This is a genomic window from Streptomyces canus (assembly GCF_041435015.1).
Classification (GTDB): Bacteria; Actinomycetota; Actinomycetes; order Streptomycetales; family Streptomycetaceae; genus Streptomyces; species Streptomyces canus_G.
This window is the reverse complement of record NZ_CP107989.1, coordinates 2170262-2188764: the sequence shown is the minus strand read 5'-3', so window position 1 is coordinate 2188764 and position 18503 is coordinate 2170262. Positions and strand designations below refer to the sequence as shown.

Sequence of the window (18503 nt, the reverse complement as noted above, 5' to 3'; positions counted from 1 at the left end):
GAGGCGGCACGGACCTCCCCCGTGCCGCGGAAGGAGACGATCCATGACGCAGGTCTTCAACCCCGAGACCTGGCTCACTCTCTACTGCCTGCCGCACGCAGGCGGCAGCGCACAGCCGTACGGCCGCCTGGGGACCGCGGTGCCACGGGGAGTGCGGGTGGTCCCGCTGGAACTGCCCGGCCACGGGACGCGGCTGCGCGAGCGCCTGCTGCGGGACATGGGGCAGGTCGTGACCGAGGTGATCCGTCTGATGGGGAGGATCAGGGTCGGCCCTTTGCCCTTTTCGGCCACAGTTTCGGCGCACTCGTCGCCTACGAGACCACGCGGCGTCTGGAGCAGTTGGGCACGCCGCCCGAACTGCTGCTCGTCTCCGGGCGTAACAGCCCCGCGTGGCCGCTGTCCCACGAGGCCCTCCACATGCTTCCGGATCCGTTGTTCACGGCCGGGCTGAGCCGGATGGGCGGCATCCCTCAAGCCCTGCTCGCGAGTCCGTCGGTGCTGCAGGTGTACCTGCCGTCGCTCCGCGCCGACCTGCAGATGGTCGAGACCTACGCTCATACGCACAGCGACCCGCTGGACCTGCCGATCGCCGCCTTCGCGGGACTCCAGGACCGGCTGACCGATCAGGCGGGCATGGAGGCGTGGGCCGAGCTCACCGAACGGCCCTTCGACCTGACGCTGCTGCGCGAGGGCCACTTCTTCCTCGACGAGCCGGAGTTCCGGACGGCCTTGGCGGGCCGGCTCGGCCGGATCGGTCCACCGGCTGTTCTGGCGCCGACCGAGTCAGGCTCGAGTGCGGAACCGGAGCGTTGACGCAACCGGCCCGCGTATCAGGACGATCACGGACACGGTTCTCGCCCTGCCCGGCAGCCTGTGTGAGTTCGGACGGTTTCGCCATCGCAGGTTCGGCGGCGGCCCCGCAGGGGTGACCACCGCGTGAGTTGCCGGTACCCGCCACCACACCGGCGTCGTCGGACGTCCGCCCGGCAGCGGGACATCGAGAGCGCACGGGTTCCGCGGGCTGACCCACGGCTTCCGGGCGGCCGAGGTCCTCTTCGGCGAACGTGGCAGGCAGGGGGTGGGATCGCGACCACACTCCCGCGGGGACGGGGGAAGGCCGACCGGATCCTGCTGAACCACGCCGACGAACTGGGCGCCAGGATCCACTAAAGCGTCCGGGCGGGCGAGGCCCGTCGACGCCGTGTCGGCCGAAGCGTGCGGCACCCAGGACGGCCGGCACGGATCGTGCGCTGTCTCCCGCACCAGCAGGGGTACGGCGTACCCGGCCGCGGCGCGTACGCGCCCGGACCGTCGACCGGCAGGTGTGCGCCACCTTCGCCAGGAGCGGTGCTCGGCAGGCCCTCGCGTCGCACCGGCCGAAGACCGAGTACATCCAGTACGAGGACTTCCGGCCGGCACGCCGAGGGCACGCTCGGCTTCGCTCGCGCGGGCGGTGCCCCACGACTCCGCGGGACCCGCCCTGCCGACGGACGACGGGACTTCCGACACCCGCCCTGGTCGGGCGATCCGGTCACGCTGCCGGTCGTCGCCGCAGGTCCACACGGTGCGGCGGCGCAGAGGACGGCGAGGCCGTGGCCGAAGCCGAGCGAGACATCCCGCCGGAAGACCGGCCGGACGCCCCGGCTGAGGCCATCGAGCCGGAGCAGCATTCCGCCGAGCGGGGCGGGCACGAACGCGGTGCGGAAACCGCGGTCGTCGAGCAGCCGCTTGGCCTTGGTCGGCTCCGGCCGCACTCGTCGGCGGAGCAGCGTGGTGTGCCCCAGGAGATTGCCCGGGTCGAACAGCGGGACGAAGCGCCGCTCGGGACCCCGGACGTTCGCCGGGACGCGGCAGGCGGACGGCCTCGGTGGCGCAGGGCAGCCTCAGGCGGCGGTCGTCCGGCTGATCAGTCGGGCCTCGGTGCGGCTGTGGGATGGGGCGAAGCTGCGGTGGTCGACAAACTCCTCGCCGGAGAGCACCGCCTGGTGCAGCCGCTTGAGCCGTTGTGAGGGTTCCAGGCCCAGTTCCTTCACCAGGGCCGAGCGTAAACGCTGGTAGGACTCCAGGGCCCGCCACGCGCCGCCGGACCGGTACAGGGCCGTCATGAGTTGCGCGCAGAACGTCTCCTGCATGGGGTGCTGGGTGGCCAGCACGGAGAGTTCCGGGACGAGTTCGCCATGGCGCCCGAGTCGGAGGTCCGCGTCGATCCGGCGCTCCAGGACGGTCATCCGCTTCTCCTCCAGTCGGACGACGTCCAGCTCCAGCACACGGCCCACCTTCACATCCATCAGCGCGGGCCCGCGCCACAGCCCGAGGGCCTGGCTGAAGAATCGGGAGGCCGTGAGGTCGTCACCCGCCTCGAAGGCGCTGTCTCCCGAGGCGGCCAGCTTCTCGAATCCCCGTGCGTCCATCTGCTCGGGCCGGGCCCGCAGGAGGTACCCACCGTGCAGGGTCACCAGGACGTCCTTCGCGTCCACCGCGTCGCACTCCAGGGCGGCGGAGAGCTTGCGGCGCAACTGCAGGATGTAGGTCTGCAGTGTCGTGACGGCGCTGCGAGGCAGTTCTTCGCCCCAGATCTCCTCCATCAGGGTGGGCGCGGTGACGACACGGTCGGCCTGCAGGGCAAGGAGTGCCAGAATCTGTCGGGGTTTGGTAGCACTGGGGGCGAACGACGACTGTCCGTAGGTAGCTGTGAACGGCCCCAGAACGGTGATGTCCGTCATAGAAGTCCTCTGCTGTCTTGGGAACCCCCCGCGCCTTGAAGACTGGCAGGACCGTGCCGTGGGGCCCAGTGATCCATTCACGAATTTGCACATTAAGATGTCATGTCATGCCTCAACCGGCCGAGTCGAGCGGCCTCGGGACGGCCTGTGCCCGCGGGCCGAACGGTATCCGGTCCAGGACTCCGGCGTGGTCATGTGGCGCCAGGTCCATGACGGTCTGTCGGGCGGCGGCCCCGGGAACAAGACCAGGCACGGCTTCCAAGATCGCGTCATCGTTGATACGGCCTGTCCTGGCGGTCGTCCTCGGCTGACCGCTCGTGCGGTACTGGCCGGGGCAGCCTCGCAGTTGGTGCGTTGAGTGAGTATGGGTGGGGCGATTTCAGCGGATGAGTCGAAGCAAATCGAGCCGGTCTCCGGGTTGGCCGAGGTGCAGTTCGCCAGGCTGGTGGTGTTGGTGCGGCGCCGTGGCGGTGACGTTCAACGAGGCCGTCCCTGGCGTCTTCGGCGTCTTCCGCTGGAGGACCGGGTGCTGGTGGTCGCGACGTACTGGCGCACGAACCTCACGTTGCGGCAGGTGGCATCATTGTTCGGGTCTCAGAGTCCGTGGCCCATCGCATCCTTGATCGCCACGCACCCTTGCTGGCGATCTCGCCGGCGCGCCGGCCACGTGAGGACACCGTCTACATCGTCGACAGCGCCCTGGGCCCACCCGCGGCCGCAGCATCGCCGCCTCCAGCGAGAACTACCGCTGCTCGACCAAACTGCAGGTCGTCATCGACGCCAACAGCAGCCTGGTCGTGGCGATCGGGAGCCCGCTGCCCGGCAGCCGCAACGACTGCCGGGCCTTCACGGAGTCCGGCGTCGACCGGGCCTGCCGCGGAGCCCCGGTCATCGCCGACGGCGGCTACCAGGGCACCGGCCTGCTCATCCCACACCGCAGACGACGTGTCCAGACGCATCTCAGCCCGCAGCAGGAAGCGGAGAACACCATCCATCGCCGGGCCCGAGCCCGGGTCGAACACGCTCTGCCCCGGCGGAAGAACTGGAAGATCCTGCGCGACTGCCGCCTCAAAGGCAACGGCGTTCACCAGGCAATGCTCGGTATCGCCCGACTGCACAACCTGGCCCTCACCGGAAAACCCACACCCCACACGGGACGACCTCTAGCCACGCGCCGCCGCGACATGTGGCACTTCTCGGCCTCGGGTGATCACAAACCGGACGCCATCCGACTATGCCGAAACCCTGATCCCCCTCATTAAGTGTTCATCGGAGTGAGGTCTGTTCACGAAAGATTTGAGGGCCTTTTAGTTTTCAAGAATCTTGACATGGTGGCCAGGTCCGCCATCATGGAACCATGAGGCCCCCCCACTCATTGCCCCCCTTGCTTCTGTGTCGCAATTATCCCTGTGTGGCATATCACAGAATCGGGAAACTGTATTCACTGCTCACCCGGGGGCGGCGCAGTCGGGCAGGGCTCGATGGGTCGGAGAGGGCACGGGGTGCAGAGGCGGCCGACCCTACCGCTCGCGCATGTTCCGCTGTCACGGCGGGAGTTGGGGCGCATATGCCGTCGGTGACATGTGCCACGTTCAGGTCTGCCGGGCGGTTATCAACAGGCGCGGTGGGGCAGGGATCTGATGCGGCGAAGCGGAATGCCCGGTCACCGGCGCTCGGGATCTTCCGTACCCAAGGCGCAGGGAGGCCGAGGAGGAAGGGCGGAGCGCATCCTCGGCTTTCGCCTCCGCGTTATTGCTGTGCTCTGATTCCTTCATTCGCTCGCGAGAATCCCCCCATCGCCGACTGCCTTCGATGCGACCATCCTCAAGTGGCAGGAAATGGCATTCGTATGAGGTGGGTGCAACATTCGGACTGGCGGCGGTCGTCCTGACGCCCAGTCGGTTACGGCGGCGAGAACTCCTGTATCGCGCGGCACGTTTGAGACATGGCTGGTTCCGGACCCAGCGGCCAGCGCTCGGGGGAGACGAAATGTGGGTGCTGCTCGGGGTGGTAAAAGGCGCGTCGGCGCCTGGCGTAAGACGGCCCCCGGGTGTGATCGGGGAGTGGTGGCCGGGCGGATTGGATCGACTTCCGGACTATGACATCCCCACATACTGGCTGACCTGGATCATCACCGTCATCCCGCTTGGCCATCGCCCTCTTCGTGCTCGTGTTCGCCGCTCAGAGGGCGATCACGCGCCGGACGAGTGGCCAACTGCCGGCGATCCCCGGTGCGCAAGCCCCGACCTGTCGGACTCTGCTCCGGTACGGCGTCCCCTGGACCCGTATGGCGGGGCCGCCGGCCGGTTCGGTCCTGCTGGTCAGCATGCGCCCCGTGTGGTGACCAGGGGCTACCGGTACCCCATGCCATTCGCAGCCGAGCAGGGATCGGTGCGGTCGGTTCTGACCACGACCGGTCCGGACCCGGCGCTCGACGTCGTCCTGGTCATCGTTCTGAGGGAAGGCGCCACCAACGTCATCAGACACAGCAAGGCCAGGAACCGCCACGTCACGCTCACCGCGTCCGGCAGTACCCCGCGACTCTTCATGGTGAGTGACGGCGTCGTTCCGTCCCCGCCGCCGGACTCCCCGGGCGGCCATCGACTGGCCCTTCTCGGCGCCCGCCTGGCGGAGTTCGGTGGCCGCGCGGGCGCGGGCGCGGGCGTTGGCGCGGACGGTCGCTTTCGCCCCGTCGCCGAGGCACCACTGAGGACTTTGCACGGTTGGGCGGCTGTTGCCGAAAGCAACGGGAGCAGAGCAAATGCACCGGCGTGGGGCCGGAGCGCACGGAACGAGACGAAGGTACACGACCATGCACACCAGAATCCTGCTCGCCGAGGAAGTCCACATGGTCCGCGGGGCACTGGCAGCCCTGCTGGACTTGGAAGCGGATATGCAAGTTGTGGCCTCGGTGAGCTGCGGGAACGACATCGTACCGACCGCTCTCGAAACCCGGCCCGACGTAGCCGTGCTCGACATCGATCTCCCCGGCACGGACGGGCTCACCGCGGCGACGGAACTCCACCAGAAACTCCCCAGCTGCCGCACCCTGATCCTCACCTCCATCGACCGCCCGGGCCTGCTGCGCCGCGCGCTGGCCGCCCATGTGCTGGGGTTCCTCCTGAAGGAAGCCCAGCCGGGCCAGCTCGCCAAGTCGGTGCGCGCGGTCGCCGCCGGTCAGCGCGCGATCGACCCCGAACTACTGCTGGACGCCTGGAACTCCGAGGAGAGTCCCCTCTCGGCCCGGGAGACAGAGGTCCTGCGACACGCTGCCCGGGGCGCCGACGCCGACGAGATAGCCAACAGCCTGTGTCTGTCCAAAGGGACCGTGCGCAACTACCTGACCTCCGTCGTCTCCAAGCTCGGCGCACGTAACCGCATCGACGCGGTCCGGATCGCCTACGACCAAGGCTGGTTACCCTGAGCCGGGCGGCTGCGGGCGTCTCCGCGGCGGACACATCGGCCGGTGCGCAGGCCGCGGTGTTCGCCGCGCCGTGCCTCTGAAGACCTCCTTGATGATCATCCCTTGCACGAGGCCGATGGTGGCAGGACGGCGGCGCTCCTGACGTCGTTGTACGGTGGCGGGCAACGGGGACACCGACGAACGTGCTGGGTCAGCGAATACTCAGGGGCTCGCGGAGATCGTTTCCCGTCGCCGGCTTCCGTTGCTTTCCCCGACCGGTACTTCGGCCGCTCCCGGGCCTTGAACCGTGGCGCCGAGCCGTGCCCCGGGGCGGGCCCGTAGCCTGGACCGTCACCCATGTCGCGCATTCCCTCCCACCCGACTCATGCCGTGCGGACCGGCTGTCCGGCGACGACCGGGTGGTCGCGCTCGATCAGACCCAGCTGGCTGGCGCCGCCGGGGGAGCCGAGCTCGTCGAAGAACTCGACGTTCGCCTTGTAGTAGTCCTTCCACTCCTCGGGAGTGTCGTCTTCGTAGAAGATGGCCTCGACCGGGCAGACCGGCTCACAGGCCCCGCAGTCGACGCATTCGTCCGGGTGGATGTACAAGGCCCGCCGGCCCTCGTAGATGCAGTCGACGGGGCACTCCTCGATGCACGCCTTGTCCTTGACGTCGACACAAGGCTGCGCGATGACGTAGGTCACGAATGCTCCCTCTGTTCATGTGGCTGTCTGTGGAGGTTGTCGCTGTCGGGCTCAGTCCCCGACTGTCCAGGTGTCGGTACCGGTCAGCAGCGCGGCCAGGTCGCCCGGGCCCCGCTCGGCCGCGGCCCTGGAGATCTGCTGGTTCATGAGCTGGTCGTAGGCGGGGCGCCGGACACTGCGCAGGATGCCGATGGGGGTGGGGTGCCTGAGCCGGGAGAGGGCGAAGGCAGCGGTGGGATCGGGATCCTCGACGTCGTGGACGATCTCCTCGGCGTCCGGGGTGAGCCGGTAGGGCCTGCCGTGTTCCAGACGCAGCAGGGCGCCGTCGCGGGTGGCGGGGTCCTTGAGGTCGTCGAAGGCGCCGTCGTTGAAGATGTTGCAGTTCTGGTAGATCTCGACCAGGGCCGTGCCCTGGTGGGCGGCGGCCTGGCGCAGGACGTCCGTCAGATGCTTGCGGTCGGAGTCGAGGGTGCGGGCGACGAAGGAGGCCTCCGCGCCGATGGCCAGTGAGAGCGGGCGGAACGGCTCGTCCAGGGAGCCCATCGGGGTCGACCTGGTGATCTTGCCCTGTTCGCTGGTGGGCGAGTACTGGCCCTTGGTGAGGCCGTAGATCTCGTTGTTGAACAGCAGGATCTTGAGGTTGACGTTGCGGCGCAGGGCGTGGATGAGGTGGTTGCCGCCGATGGACAGCGCATCGCCGTCGCCGGTGACCACCCACACCGACAGGTCGGGGCGGGCACAGGCCAAGCCGGTGGCGATGGCCGGGGCGCGGCCGTGGATGGAGTGCATGCCGTACGTGTTCATGTAGTACGGGAAGCGGGAGGAACAGCCGATACCCGAGACGAAGACGATGTTCTCGCGTGCGACGCCCAGCTCCGGCATGAAGCCCTGGACTGCGGCAAGGATCGCGTAGTCGCCGCAGCCGGGGCACCAGCGCACCTCCTGGTCGGACTTGAAGTCCTTCGGGGTGAGGGCGAGGTCAGTGGGCACCGGTGGCCTCCAGGTTCTCCTCGATCACGGTGGCCAGCTGTGCGGCCTTGAACGGCATGCCGGAGACCTGGGTGTGGGAGCGGACGTCCACCAGGAACCGCGCGCGCAGCAGCAGTGCGAGGTGACCGAGGTTCATCTCCGGCACCAGGACCCGGTCGTAACGGCGCAGCACCGCGCCGAGGTTGGCGGGGAAGGGGTTGAGGTGCCGCAGGTGCGCGGTCGCGACCCTGCCGCCGGCGGCGCGCACCTCGGACACCGCGGCGGTGATCGGGCCGTACGTCGAGCCCCAGCCCAGCACCAGCAGTCGGGCGTCCCCCGACGGGTCGTCGACCTCCAGGTCCGGTACGGCGATGCCGTCCACCTTGGCCTGGCGCAGCCGCACCATGCGGTCGTGGTTGGCGGGGTCGTAGGAGATGTTGCCCGTGCCGTCCTGTTTCTCGATGCCGCCGATGCGGTGCTCCAGACCCGGGGTGCCCGGCACCGCCCAAGGGCGGGCCAGCGTCTCGGGGTCACGCAGGTACGGCCAGAAGGCGCCGTCGGGCCGGTTCGGAGCGGTGGCGAACTCCACCCGCAGGTCCGGCAGTTCGGCCACGTCGGGGATGCGCCAGGGCTCGGAGCCGTTGGCCAGGTAGCCGTCGGACAGCAGGAACACCGGAGTGCGGTACGTCAGGGCGATGCGGGCCGCGTCCAGAGCGGCCGTGAAGCAGTCGGCCGGGGTGGCCGGGGCGAGGACCGGGACCGGGGCCTCGCCGTTGCGGCCGAACATCGCCTGGAGCAGGTCGGCCTGCTCGGTTTTGGTGGGCAGTCCGGTGGACGGTCCGCCGCGCTGGATGTCGACCACCAGGAGCGGGAGTTCCAGGGAGACCGCGAGGCCGATGGTCTCCGACTTCAGGGCCACGCCCGGACCGGAGGTGGTGGTCACGCCCAGCGCGCCGCCGAAGGCCGCGCCCAGGGCCGCGCCGATGCCGGCGATCTCGTCCTCGGCCTGGAAGGTGCGCACCCCGAAGTTCTTGTGCTTGCTCAGCTCGTGCAGGATGTCGCTGGCCGGGGTGATCGGGTACGAGCCCAGGAACAGCGGCAGGCCCGCGCGTTCGGCGGCCGCCACCAGCCCCAGGGACAGGGCCAGGTTTCCGGAGATGTTGCGATGGCGGCCCGGCGCGAAGGCCCGCTCGGCCGGCGCCACCTCGTAGGAGACGGCGAACGCCTCGGTGGTCTCGCCATAGTTCCATCCCGCCCGGAAGGCGGTCACGTTGGCCTCGGCAAGCTCCGGCCGCCGGGCGAACTTGGTGTGCAGGAACCTTTCGGTGCCCTCGGTGGGCCGGTGGTACATCCAGGACAACAGGCCCAGGGCGAACATGTTCTTCGCCCGCTCCGCGTCCTTGCGGGTGAGCCCCGAGTCCTTCAGCGCCTCCACGGTCAGCGTGGTCAGCGCCACCGGATGCACCCGGTACGCCTCCAGCGTGCCGTCGTCCATCGGGTTGGCGCTCCAGCCCACCTTTGCCAGGGCGCGCCGGGAGAACTCGTCCGTGTCGACGATGATCTCCGCACCGCGCGGCAGGTCCGCCAGGTTCGCCCTGAGCGCAGCCGGATTCATCGCCACCAGGATGTCCGGCGCGTCACCGGGGGTGAGGATGTCGTGGTCGGCGAAGTGCAGTTGGAAGGACGACACCCCGGGCAGAGTGCCGGCGGGCGCCCGGATCTCGGCGGGGAAGTTCGGAAGCGTCGACAGGTCGTTGCCGAAGCCCGCTGTCTCCGCCGTGAACCGGTCGCCCGTCAGCTGCATTCCGTCGCCCGAGTCGCCGGCGAACCGGATCACGACCCGGTCGAGCTGCTTCACCGTGGGCGGCGTACTCACTCGCCCACCACCTTCACGGTCACCTGCTCGGCGGAGGGGTCAGCCTCTTCCCGAGGCATCTGCTCGGCAAGCTTCAAGGCCTCCTCGATCAGCGTCTCGACGATTTTCGACTCGGGGACGGTCCTGATGACCTCGCCCTTGACGAAGATCTGGCCCTTGCCGTTGCCGGAGGCGACGCCGAGGTCGGCCTCGCGGGCCTCGCCGGGGCCGTTGACGACGCAGCCCATCACGGCGACGCGCAGCGGCACTTCCATGCCGTCCAGGCCGGCCGAGACCTCGTCGGCCAGCTTGTAGACGTCGACCTGGGCGCGGCCGCAGGAGGGGCAGGAGACGATCTCCAGGCGCCGTTGCCTGAGGCCCAGCGACTCCAGGATCTGGATGCCGACCTTGACCTCCTCCGCGGGTGGGGCACTCAGTGACACGCGGATGGTGTCGCCGATGCCCTCGCTGAGCAGCGCGCCGAACGCGACCGCCGACTTGATCGTGCCCTGGAACGCCGGGCCCGCCTCCGTGACCCCGAGATGCAGGGGGTAGTCGCTCTTCTCCGCGAGCAGCCGGTAGGCGTTGACCATCACCACCGGGTCGTTGTGCTTGACGGAGATCTTGATGTCACGGAAGCCGTGCTCCTCGAAGAGGGACGCCTCCCACAACGCCGATTCGACCAGGGCCTCCGGGGTGGCCTTGCCGTACTTCTGCAGCAGCCGCCTGTCCAGGGAACCGGCGTTGACGCCGATGCGGATCGGCGTGCCGTGATCCTTCGCGGCCCGCGCGATCTCCTTGACCTGGTCGTCGAACTGCTTGATGTTGCCCGGGTTGACCCGGACCGCCGCGCACCCGGCCTCGATCGCGGCAAACACGTACTTGGGCTGGAAGTGGATGTCCGCGATCACCGGGATCTGCGACTTCTTGGCGATCGTGGCCAGGGCGTCCGCGTCGTCCTGAGTCGGGCAGGCCACCCGCACGATCTGGCAGCCGGACGCGGTCAGTTCGGCGATCTGCTGCAGGGTGGCGCCGATGTCCGATGTACGGGTGGTGGTCATGGACTGCACGGACACCGGGGCGTCCCCGCCCACCGGCACGGGTCCTACGTGGATCTGACGGCTGGTACGTCGTTGGGCCAGCCTCGGCGGCACCGTCGGCACTCCGAGTGCGACAGGCATGACAGTTTCCCCCAGCATGTCGGCCGGTCCGGGAGGACCGGGTGTGGCTGATGACTGTTTGTCGTTGATGACTGTTTGCCGTTGTTGGCTCGGGAGGAATGACCGCCCGGTCCTCCGGTGAGGCTCCGACTCCGGCACCGGGCGGTGGTGGTCGACGCCGACGGATCACGAACAACGATCGGGAGATCCGCGAGGCCTTTCAGACCGACGACCTGTCCGGCTGCCCTGACGCCGGCCGCCGCGGTGTCAGCTACCACCGGCCCAAACGCTGCAACCGGCGCCTGCGGTGACACCCTCATTGGGATTCCTCCTTGAAGTCCTCAGTGTCCGCCGAGGGCCAGGGAGGGAGTGGCCTCCTGCCGGGCTTCGTACCGTCCGGCAGGCAAGGATTCCAGCAGCGTCTGGGCGAGGTGACGGGCTGTGAGGCCGCTTGCCTCCAACAGGTCGGACCGTGAGCCATGGTTCAGGAAGTGCTGCGGGACGCCGAAGGTGCGGACCGGCAGCGTAGCTTCGGCATCGCTCAGCGCCTGGGCGACACGTGCCCCGACGCCGCCGACCCGGCCGTTGTCCTCGACCGTGGCGACCAGCTGGTGGTCAAGGGCGAGCCCCATCAGTTCGGATGCGACCGGTTTGATCCAGCGGGGGTCCACGACGGTGACGCCGACGCCCTGCGCGGCCAGCAGGTCGGCCACCTCCAGGCAGGTGGCGGCCATGACGCCGACGGAGACCAGGAGGACGTCCGGCCGCTCGCCGCGGCGCAGGATGTCGATTCCGGCGAAGACGTCTACGGCGGGAATGTCGTCTCCGCTGGCGCCCTTGGGGAAGCGCAGGGCGGTCGGGCCGTCGTCGCAGGCGACGGCCTCCCTGAGCGCGCGGCGCAGGGTGGCGGCGTCCCGCGGTGCGGCGAGGCGCAGGCCGGGCACCAGGTTGAGCAGCGACAGGTCCCACATGCCGTTGTGCGACGGGCCGTCGTCGCCGGTCACGCCCGCCCGGTCCAGGACGAAGGTCACCGGTGCGCGGTGCAGGGCCACGTCCAGCAGGAGCTGGTCGAAGGCACGGTTGAGGAAGGTGGCGTACAGCGCGACGACCGGATGCAGGCCGCCCAGGGCCAGTCCCGCTGCGGAGGTCACGGCGTGCTGCTCGGCGATGCCCACGTCGATGGTGCGCTCCGGGTAGCGGCGCGCGAACTCGCTCAGCCCGGTCGGGTCGAGCATGGCCGCGGTGATGGCGACCACGTCCGGCCGGTCGGCCGCGAGGTCCACCAGCTCCCGGCCGAACACCGACGTCCACGAGGGCGCGCCGGCCGCTTTCTTCGCGGAGGCGGCGCGCACGGCGTGGAATCGGTCCGTCTCGTCCTGCTCGGCCTGGAGGTGGCCGCGGCCCTTCTCCGTGACGCAGTGCACCACCACGGGCCGGCGCAGGGCGGCCGCCTTGTGCAGCGCGGCCTCCACGGCCTCCATGTCATGGCCGTCCACAGGGCCGAGGTAGGCCAGCCCCAGGCTCTCGAACAGGGCCTGCGGGGCGTCGGGGCCGCGCAGCACGGCCAGGTGCTCGGCGATGGCGCCGACCGTGGGGGCGTAGGAGCGGCCGTTGTCGTTGAGCACCACGACCACCGGGCGCTCGGGGGCGGCCGCGATGTTGTTGAGGGCCTCCCAGGTCATGCCCCCGGTCAGCGCGCCGTCGCCGACCACGGCCACCACGGCACGGTCGGTCTCCCCACGGATGGCGTGGGCGCGCGCCAGCCCGTCCGCCCACGACAGCGCCGTCGAGGCGTGCGAGTTCTCGATGACATCGTGCTCGGACTCGGCGCGGCAGGGATACCCCGACAGCCCGCCGGTCCGGCGGAGCGTGGCCAGGGCCTCGGTGCGGCCGGTGAGGATCTTGTGCACGTAGGCCTGGTGGCCGGTGTCCCACAGGATCCGGTCGCGGGGGGAGTCGAAGACCCGGTGAAGGGCGATCGACAGCTCGACAACCCCGAGGTTGGGACCGAGGTGACCGCCGGTGACGGTGCAGGTGTCCACCAGCAGTTGCCGGATCTGCGGCGCCAGATCGCGGGCCTGTCGCGAGGACAGGGCCCGCAGGTCCTCCGGCCCCCGGATCTCCTCCAGACGTGGCATGACGGAACCTTCCCTCTCCTGTGACGGACTCATCGCGTCACACCGGGTGAGGACACGGCCTCACCGGCCAGCGGTGTCTGCGGCACCCGGCCGCTGACCGGGTCGGCCAGGCGTCCGGGCATGGAGAACACGACGTCCTCGGCGATGCCCTGCTGAAGCTCGACCCGGTCGAAACCGAGCTCGGCCAGCCTGGTGACGAGACCGTCGACCAGGATTTCCGGGGCGCTGGCTCCCGAGCTGATGCCGATGGCCGAGGCCCCTTCCAGCCATGCCTGTTCGAGATGGCTCGCGTCGGGCACGAGATGCGCCGCGGCCCCGTGTTCCCGTGCCACCTCGACCATGCGCAGCGAGTTGCTGGAGTTGCGTGAGCCGATGACGAGGACCAGGTCGTTGCGGCGCGCCAGGTCCTTGACGGCGTTCTGCCGGTTCTGGCTCGCGTAGCAGATGTCGTCGTCGCCCGGGGTGATCAGGTCCGTGAAGCGGGCGCGTAGCGCCTCGACGACCTTCGCGGTCTCGTCGAACGACAGGGTGGTCTGGGTGAGAACCGCCACCGGGGTGTCGTCGGGCAGACCGAGCCGCCGTACGTCCTCCTCGGTCTCGATGACGACGATACGCTCGGGGGCCTCGCCGAGGACGCCCTCGACCTCCTCGTGTCCCTCGTGCCCGACCAGGAGGATGGTCCGGCCGTCTCGGGCGAAGCGCACCGCCTCCTGGTGCACCTTGGAGACCAGCGGGCAGGTGGCGTCGATGACTTCGAGCTGCCGTTCGACGGCGGAGGACCGCACACCGGGAGAGACGCCGTGCGCGGAGAACACGCAGACCGCGCCCTTGGGGACCTCGTCCTCGCTGTCGACGAAGACCGCGCCGCGCTTCTTGAGTTCCGAGACGATGTAGTGGTTGTGCACGATCTCCTTGCGCACGTACACCGGCGCTCCGTGCAGGTCCAGTGCCCGCTCGACAATGCCGATGGCTCGTCGCACGCCCGCGCAGAAACCGCGCGGCTGTGCCAGGACGACGCTGCCCGTCATGCGGCGTCACCCCCAGTCGGTGCCGGTACGGAGGACGCCACGGGGCGCGGGGTGCGCGCGGACAGCTTCAGGCGCAGCCGGCGCGGGTGGTAGACGGTGGCCAGTGGTACCGGGCGGATGTCCATGTCCGGCTCACAGGTGACCCGCCAGCGGCCGAGGATCGTGGCTAGCCCCAGCGTGGCCTCGGTGCGCGCGTACAGGTCGCCGATGCATTTGCGGGCACCGGTGCCGAACGGCATGAACGTCTGGCGGGCCAGCGGCGAGACCCGGTCCGACAGCCAGCGATCCGGGTCGAACTTCGCGGGGTTGTCGAAGGCGTCCTCGTACTGGGCCACCGCGGCGGGGCTGAAGACGATGGTCGTGCCCTCGGGCAGCTGCCGGCCCGCCAGTTCGGTCGCAGACGCGGTGAGCCGGGTGAACAGCCAGGCCGGCGGGTGCAGTCGGAGTGCTTCGGAGATGATCCGGTCGGCCAGGGAGAGGCTGGGCAGGTCGTCCCACTCCGGCGCGCGGCCGTCGAGGACGGTGTCGATCTCCTCGTACAGCGCCGCCTCGATCTCCGGGTGCTGGGAGAGCAGGTAGAAGACCCAGGTGAGGGTGCCGGCGACCGTCTCGGTGCCGGCCGCCATCACGGTGATGACCTGGTCGTGGATCTCCCTGTCGTCGAGCCGGCCGCCGTCGTCGTCGCGGGAGGCCAGCAGCGCGGCGAGGAGATCGTCATGCTCGGCGCCGTCGTTGCGGTAGTCGTTGATGAGCTGCTGGGTGGTCTCGTGCAGGAAGTCCAGGTTGCTCTTGTAGCGGCGCTGGGACGGCAGGGGCAGCCGGCGGATCGAGGCCGGCAGGAACATCTGCCGGAACAGGCCGTTGAGCACGACGTCGAAGGAACGTTCCACCTTCGCCGTCAGCTCGGGGCTGACGGGTGTGGAGTACAGGGTGCGGCCGACCGTGCGCAGGGCCATGCCGTACATCTCCTGGAAGGCGTCGACGACCATGCCGTCCTGCCAGCGCGACGCCGTCTCCTCGATCTCGGCCTGCATGGCCTCGGCATACCGCTTGAGCTGGCCGCGGGTGAACGCCGACTGCATCAGCCGGCGCTGGCGGCGGTGGTCGGCGAACGGGCAGGTGACCAGGCCGTTGCCGGCGATGTCACGGGCGCGGTCGTAGAAGACGCCGCCCTTGTCGAAGATGCGGTCGTTGGTCAGGACGTGCCGCAGCAGTTCGGGGTGGGTCGGGACGTGGGCCGTGGTGGGGCCGATCTTGATCTCGACCAGGTCTCCGTGGGCTGACAGGGAGGTCATGAAGTTCACGGGGTGACGCATCATCTGGAGGGCGTGTCCCACGACGGGGAGCGCCCCTGGCGCCGCTCCCGCCGAGAAGGTGGTCTGCTCGGTCATTCGATTCTCAACTTCCCGTCTTTACTGCTCTGTTGACGGCTGTTCCGGTCTGTTGACAGCTGTACCGACGCGACGGTCGGGCGCGGGTGCGTGCTGCTGGTGTGCGGTGCTGCTAGCGGGCGCTGCTGCCGAGTTCCTCCAGATAGCCCTGGGAGCTGGCGGCAACCGCGAACTCGGCGTCGTAGCGGCCCGAGGAGCGGTGCCAGTCGTAGGACCCGCGGATCACCGGGCGTACGGCGTCCGTGCGGTATCGCTCCAGTGCCTCGCGCTCGCCGGTGTCGAGCCGGTAGATCTCGCTGACCTTCGGCAGGCAGGACTCCAGCAGCAGGAACTGTTCGAGCCGGGCGTGCACCTCGCCCTGGATGTGGGAGATGCTGCGGTTCTTGGACCAGCCGTTCTCGCGGCGCAGGATCAGGACCATGTTGTTCTGCTCGCCGCGGGCCTCCTCCTTCTCCAGGGAGGCGATGTCGTTGAGCATCAGGTTGACGTCGACGGCGATCTGGAGCATCGCGGACACCACGGCGCTGTCGAAGACCCGGTGCGGCACCTCGAAGCGGCCCGCGCGCTCGGCGAGGTCCACCGTCGGCTGCACACCGATGGTGTGCCGCCGCATGGCGAGGTACTGCGCGGCGGAGTCGGCCGGCGTGTCGCAGAACCGGCTCTCGGCCTCGTCGATGTACCCGTCGAAGTAGTTCCGCCAGTGCCGGGCGCTGCGCGCGCACCAGGCGGGTGTCATGCCCTCGCAGGTGCGCCGCCAGATGTCGGCGAACCCGTGGGCGATCGGTGGCGCCGAGGCGGGCAGCGGACCGTCCAGTGCGGCCGCCACCGCGTCGGTGAGGCGCTTGGCCTCCTCGGGGTCCTCGCCGCGCGGACCGTCGAAGAGGTCGTCGAAGAGGAAGAACCACGACATCAGGTCGACGCCCAGGTCCAGGTCGGCGCCGGTGGCGTGCGGGTAGAAGCGGGAGGCCAGGTCGGCGTAGCCGCCGCGCAGATGACGCTCGGCCGCCGCTTCGGACTTGATCAGACCGAGCGAGCGCGGCCACGCCAGCTGCTCGGCCTCGGCCCGGGCGTGGTCGGGGCTCTGCCGACCCGGCAGGGGTATGTGGAAGTGGACATCCTGGGGCATGAAGAAATCCTTGAAGTGGGGAGCGGTGGACACCGCGGTGTCCTGAGGGAAGAAAGAAGGGGCAACGGAACGGGGATCAGGACCGGTCCGGTCTCAGACCTCGCGGTCGATGACGAACCGCCCGAGCGCGAGGAGTTCGTCCCGCGCGCCGGCGTCCAGCTCGACACCGCGCAGCGCGTCCTCGGCCAGCGCCATTCGCCGGGCGGCCTCGGCCAGCGCCCAGTCCCGGCCGCCGGCGTCCTCGATCAGGTCGGCCACGCGCCGCAGTTCCTCCTCGTCGGGTTCGCCGGGGGTGGTGAGCCAGGCGGCCAGCTCGTCGCTGAGCGGGCCGTCCTGGTTCAGTGCGTGGCTCACCGGCAGGGACTTCTTGCGGGAGCGCAGATCGGAGTGGACCGACTTGCCGGTGACGGCCGGGTCGCCCCAGATGCCGAGAACGTCGTCGACGAGCTGGAAGGCGACGCCGGCCTGGTCGCCGTAGAGCGCCAGCGCGTCCACCGTCGCCTCCGGTGCCCCGGCGAGGACGGCGCCGATCGCGGCGCTCGCCGACAGCAGCGCGCCGGTCTTGCCGGCGGCCATGTCGACGCACTCCTCGACCGTGACGTGCGAGCGCTGTTCGAAGACCAGGTCCTGGACCTGGCCGCGGATCAGATGCCGGGTGGTCCGCGCCAGCAGCCGTGCGGCGGGCGCCGCCGTCGGCAGCCCGGTGTCCAGCAGCACCTCCTGGGCCAGCGCCAGCATCGCGTCACCGGTCAGGATCGCGCTGGAGGCACCCCACAGCTTCCACACCGTGCGCCGGTGGCGGCGCTCCTCGTCGCCGTCCATCAGGTCGTCGTGCACCAGGGAGAAGTTGTGCACGAGTTCCACGGCGACGGCGCCCGGCAGAGCGACCTCCGGCGGTGCGCCGACCGCCTCGGCCGACAGCAGCGCGAGCGCCGGCCGTACGGCCTTGCCGGCGTCGGCGCTGGTGGGCGCGCCGCCGGCGGTGATCCATCCGAAGTGGTAGGCCGCCTGGTGACGTGAGCGGTGGTCGAGCCGGTCGACGGCGGCGCGCAGCGCCGGGGTGATCGTGCCCCGGCTGTGGCTGAGGCAGGCGGGAGCGGTGCTCATGCGGCGACCTCCGCGCGCCAGGGGCCGGTCGGGTCGTCGAAGATGCTGACAACCTGGCGCATGACGCGCCGTTCGGCCGGGTCGAAGGCCTGCTTGGCGTGGACGGTGCCGAGCTGGTCCCACATGACGATGTCCCCGGGCTGCCAGGTGTGGGCGTAGGTGTACTGGGGTTTGCCCGCGTGCGACAGCAGTTCGTCGAGCAGCTTGCGGCTTTCGTCGGGGGCGAGGTCCACGATCCGCTTGGTGTTGAGGGTGCTGATGTAGACCGACTGGCGGCCGGTGCGCGGATTGCGGGCGATCAGCGGGTGGATGGTGGAAGTGCCGTCCTCGGGCTGGATCCGCGCGGTGCTCTCACCGAGGGACACCTCACCCTGGAGCTCCTCCTCGATGGTCTCCTCGTACCCGGTGCGCAAGGCGTGGCGGACCCGGTAGGAGTGCAGACGCCGGCGCTCCTCGGGCGACAGCGACTCGTACAGGGCGTACATGTCGGTGAAGAGGGTCTCCCCGCCGCCGGAGGACGGCACTTCCACGGCCTCCAGGAAGCCGACCTGGGAGACGCGGGGGCGGAAGGAGTAGTCGGTGTGCCAGCCCATCCACTCGGCGTCGCCGACGCCGATCTTGCGGCCGTCCTCCACCAGGTTGGAGACGATCAGGATCTCGTTGTGGTCGGGGTGGGCGCCGCTGGTCAGACCGGTCTTCGGGATGTACCCGAAGCGGCGGCCGAAGCCCAGGAACTCCTCGTAGGAGGGGGTCTCGTGGCCGCGGAAGACGAGGACGAGATGCGAGTCGAGCGCCGCCCAGATCTCCTCGAACTGGGTCTTGTCCATGTCGCCGGTGATATGGGCGCCGTGCACGACGGCGCCGAGAGCGGCGCCGGGTATCGGCGTTACATCCATGGG

General features: G+C 69.7%; 12 protein-coding genes and 2 pseudogenes. 3 read left to right on the top strand and 11 right to left on the bottom strand.

Going from position 1 to position 18503, the window contains the following annotated elements:
- Positions 1 to 43 precede the first annotated feature (43 nt).
- Positions 44 to 813: pseudogene (locus OG841_RS09775) on the top strand (thioesterase II family protein).
- A 1070-nt stretch (positions 814 to 1883) separates the two neighbouring features.
- Here OG841_RS09775 and OG841_RS09770 read toward each other — a convergent pair.
- Entirely contained in the window at positions 1884 to 2723 is an 840-nt protein-coding gene (locus tag OG841_RS09770) for an AfsR/SARP family transcriptional regulator (RefSeq protein ID WP_328641787.1), read from the bottom strand.
- Positions 2724 to 3087: 364 nt separating this feature from the next.
- Between OG841_RS09770 and OG841_RS09765 the strand changes: the two are divergent.
- Positions 3088 to 3859 (top strand): annotated as a pseudogene (locus OG841_RS09765) (transposase); the annotation flags it as partial.
- A 1676-nt stretch (positions 3860 to 5535) separates the two neighbouring features.
- Entirely contained in the window at positions 5536 to 6147 is a 612-nt protein-coding gene (locus OG841_RS09760) for a response regulator transcription factor (RefSeq protein WP_328641788.1), read from the top strand.
- A 362-nt stretch (positions 6148 to 6509) separates the two neighbouring features.
- Here OG841_RS09760 and fdxA read toward each other — a convergent pair whose 3' ends face one another.
- The 10 genes from fdxA to ptlD all read right to left on the bottom strand — a co-directional run bounded on the left by fdxA (position 6510) and on the right by ptlD (position 18500).
- Positions 6510 to 6830: a ferredoxin gene (fdxA, locus tag OG841_RS09755; protein ID WP_328641789.1), complete on the bottom strand. Its 321-nt coding sequence runs from the start codon at positions 6828 to 6830 to the stop codon at positions 6510 to 6512.
- A gap of 51 nt (positions 6831 to 6881) precedes the next feature.
- Positions 6882 to 7820: a 2-oxoacid:ferredoxin oxidoreductase subunit beta gene (locus OG841_RS09750; RefSeq protein WP_328641790.1), complete on the bottom strand. Its 939-nt coding sequence runs from the start codon at positions 7818 to 7820 to the stop codon at positions 6882 to 6884.
- The gene (locus OG841_RS09745) at positions 7810 to 9675 is read right to left on the bottom strand and encodes a 2-oxoacid:acceptor oxidoreductase subunit alpha (RefSeq protein ID WP_328641791.1); all 1866 of its coding nucleotides are present in this window, start codon (positions 9673 to 9675) and stop codon (positions 7810 to 7812) included. The genes OG841_RS09750 and OG841_RS09745 overlap by 11 nt, the downstream gene beginning before the upstream one ends.
- Positions 9672 to 10835, bottom strand: a complete 1164-nt coding sequence (gene ispG / locus OG841_RS09740; RefSeq protein ID WP_371564475.1) for a flavodoxin-dependent (E)-4-hydroxy-3-methylbut-2-enyl-diphosphate synthase — start codon at positions 10833 to 10835, stop codon at positions 9672 to 9674. Before ispG ends, OG841_RS09745 begins: the two co-directional genes overlap by 4 nt.
- Positions 10836 to 11155: 320 nt before the next feature.
- Positions 11156 to 12952, bottom strand: coding sequence for a 1-deoxy-D-xylulose-5-phosphate synthase (locus tag OG841_RS09735; RefSeq protein WP_328641793.1), 1797 nt, complete (start codon positions 12950 to 12952; stop codon positions 11156 to 11158).
- A gap of 29 nt (positions 12953 to 12981) precedes the next feature.
- The gene (locus OG841_RS09730) at positions 12982 to 13980 is read right to left on the bottom strand and encodes a 4-hydroxy-3-methylbut-2-enyl diphosphate reductase (protein ID WP_328641794.1); all 999 of its coding nucleotides are present in this window, start codon (positions 13978 to 13980) and stop codon (positions 12982 to 12984) included.
- Positions 13977 to 15371: a pentalenene oxygenase gene (gene ptlI / locus OG841_RS09725; protein ID WP_328641795.1), complete on the bottom strand. Its 1395-nt coding sequence runs from the start codon at positions 15369 to 15371 to the stop codon at positions 13977 to 13979. Before ptlI ends, OG841_RS09730 begins: the two co-directional genes overlap by 4 nt.
- 112 nt (positions 15372 to 15483) lie before the next feature.
- Positions 15484 to 16497, bottom strand: a complete 1014-nt coding sequence (gene ptlA / locus OG841_RS09720; RefSeq protein ID WP_328641796.1) for a pentalenene synthase — start codon at positions 16495 to 16497, stop codon at positions 15484 to 15486.
- 93 nt (positions 16498 to 16590) lie between these two features.
- Positions 16591 to 17604: a polyprenyl synthetase family protein gene (locus tag OG841_RS09715; RefSeq protein WP_328641797.1), complete on the bottom strand. Its 1014-nt coding sequence runs from the start codon at positions 17602 to 17604 to the stop codon at positions 16591 to 16593.
- Positions 17601 to 18500, bottom strand: a complete 900-nt coding sequence (gene ptlD / locus OG841_RS09710) for a neopentalenolactone/pentalenolactone F synthase (protein WP_328641798.1) — start codon at positions 18498 to 18500, stop codon at positions 17601 to 17603. The genes OG841_RS09715 and ptlD overlap by 4 nt, the downstream gene beginning before the upstream one ends.
- Positions 18501 to 18503 lie beyond the last annotated feature (3 nt).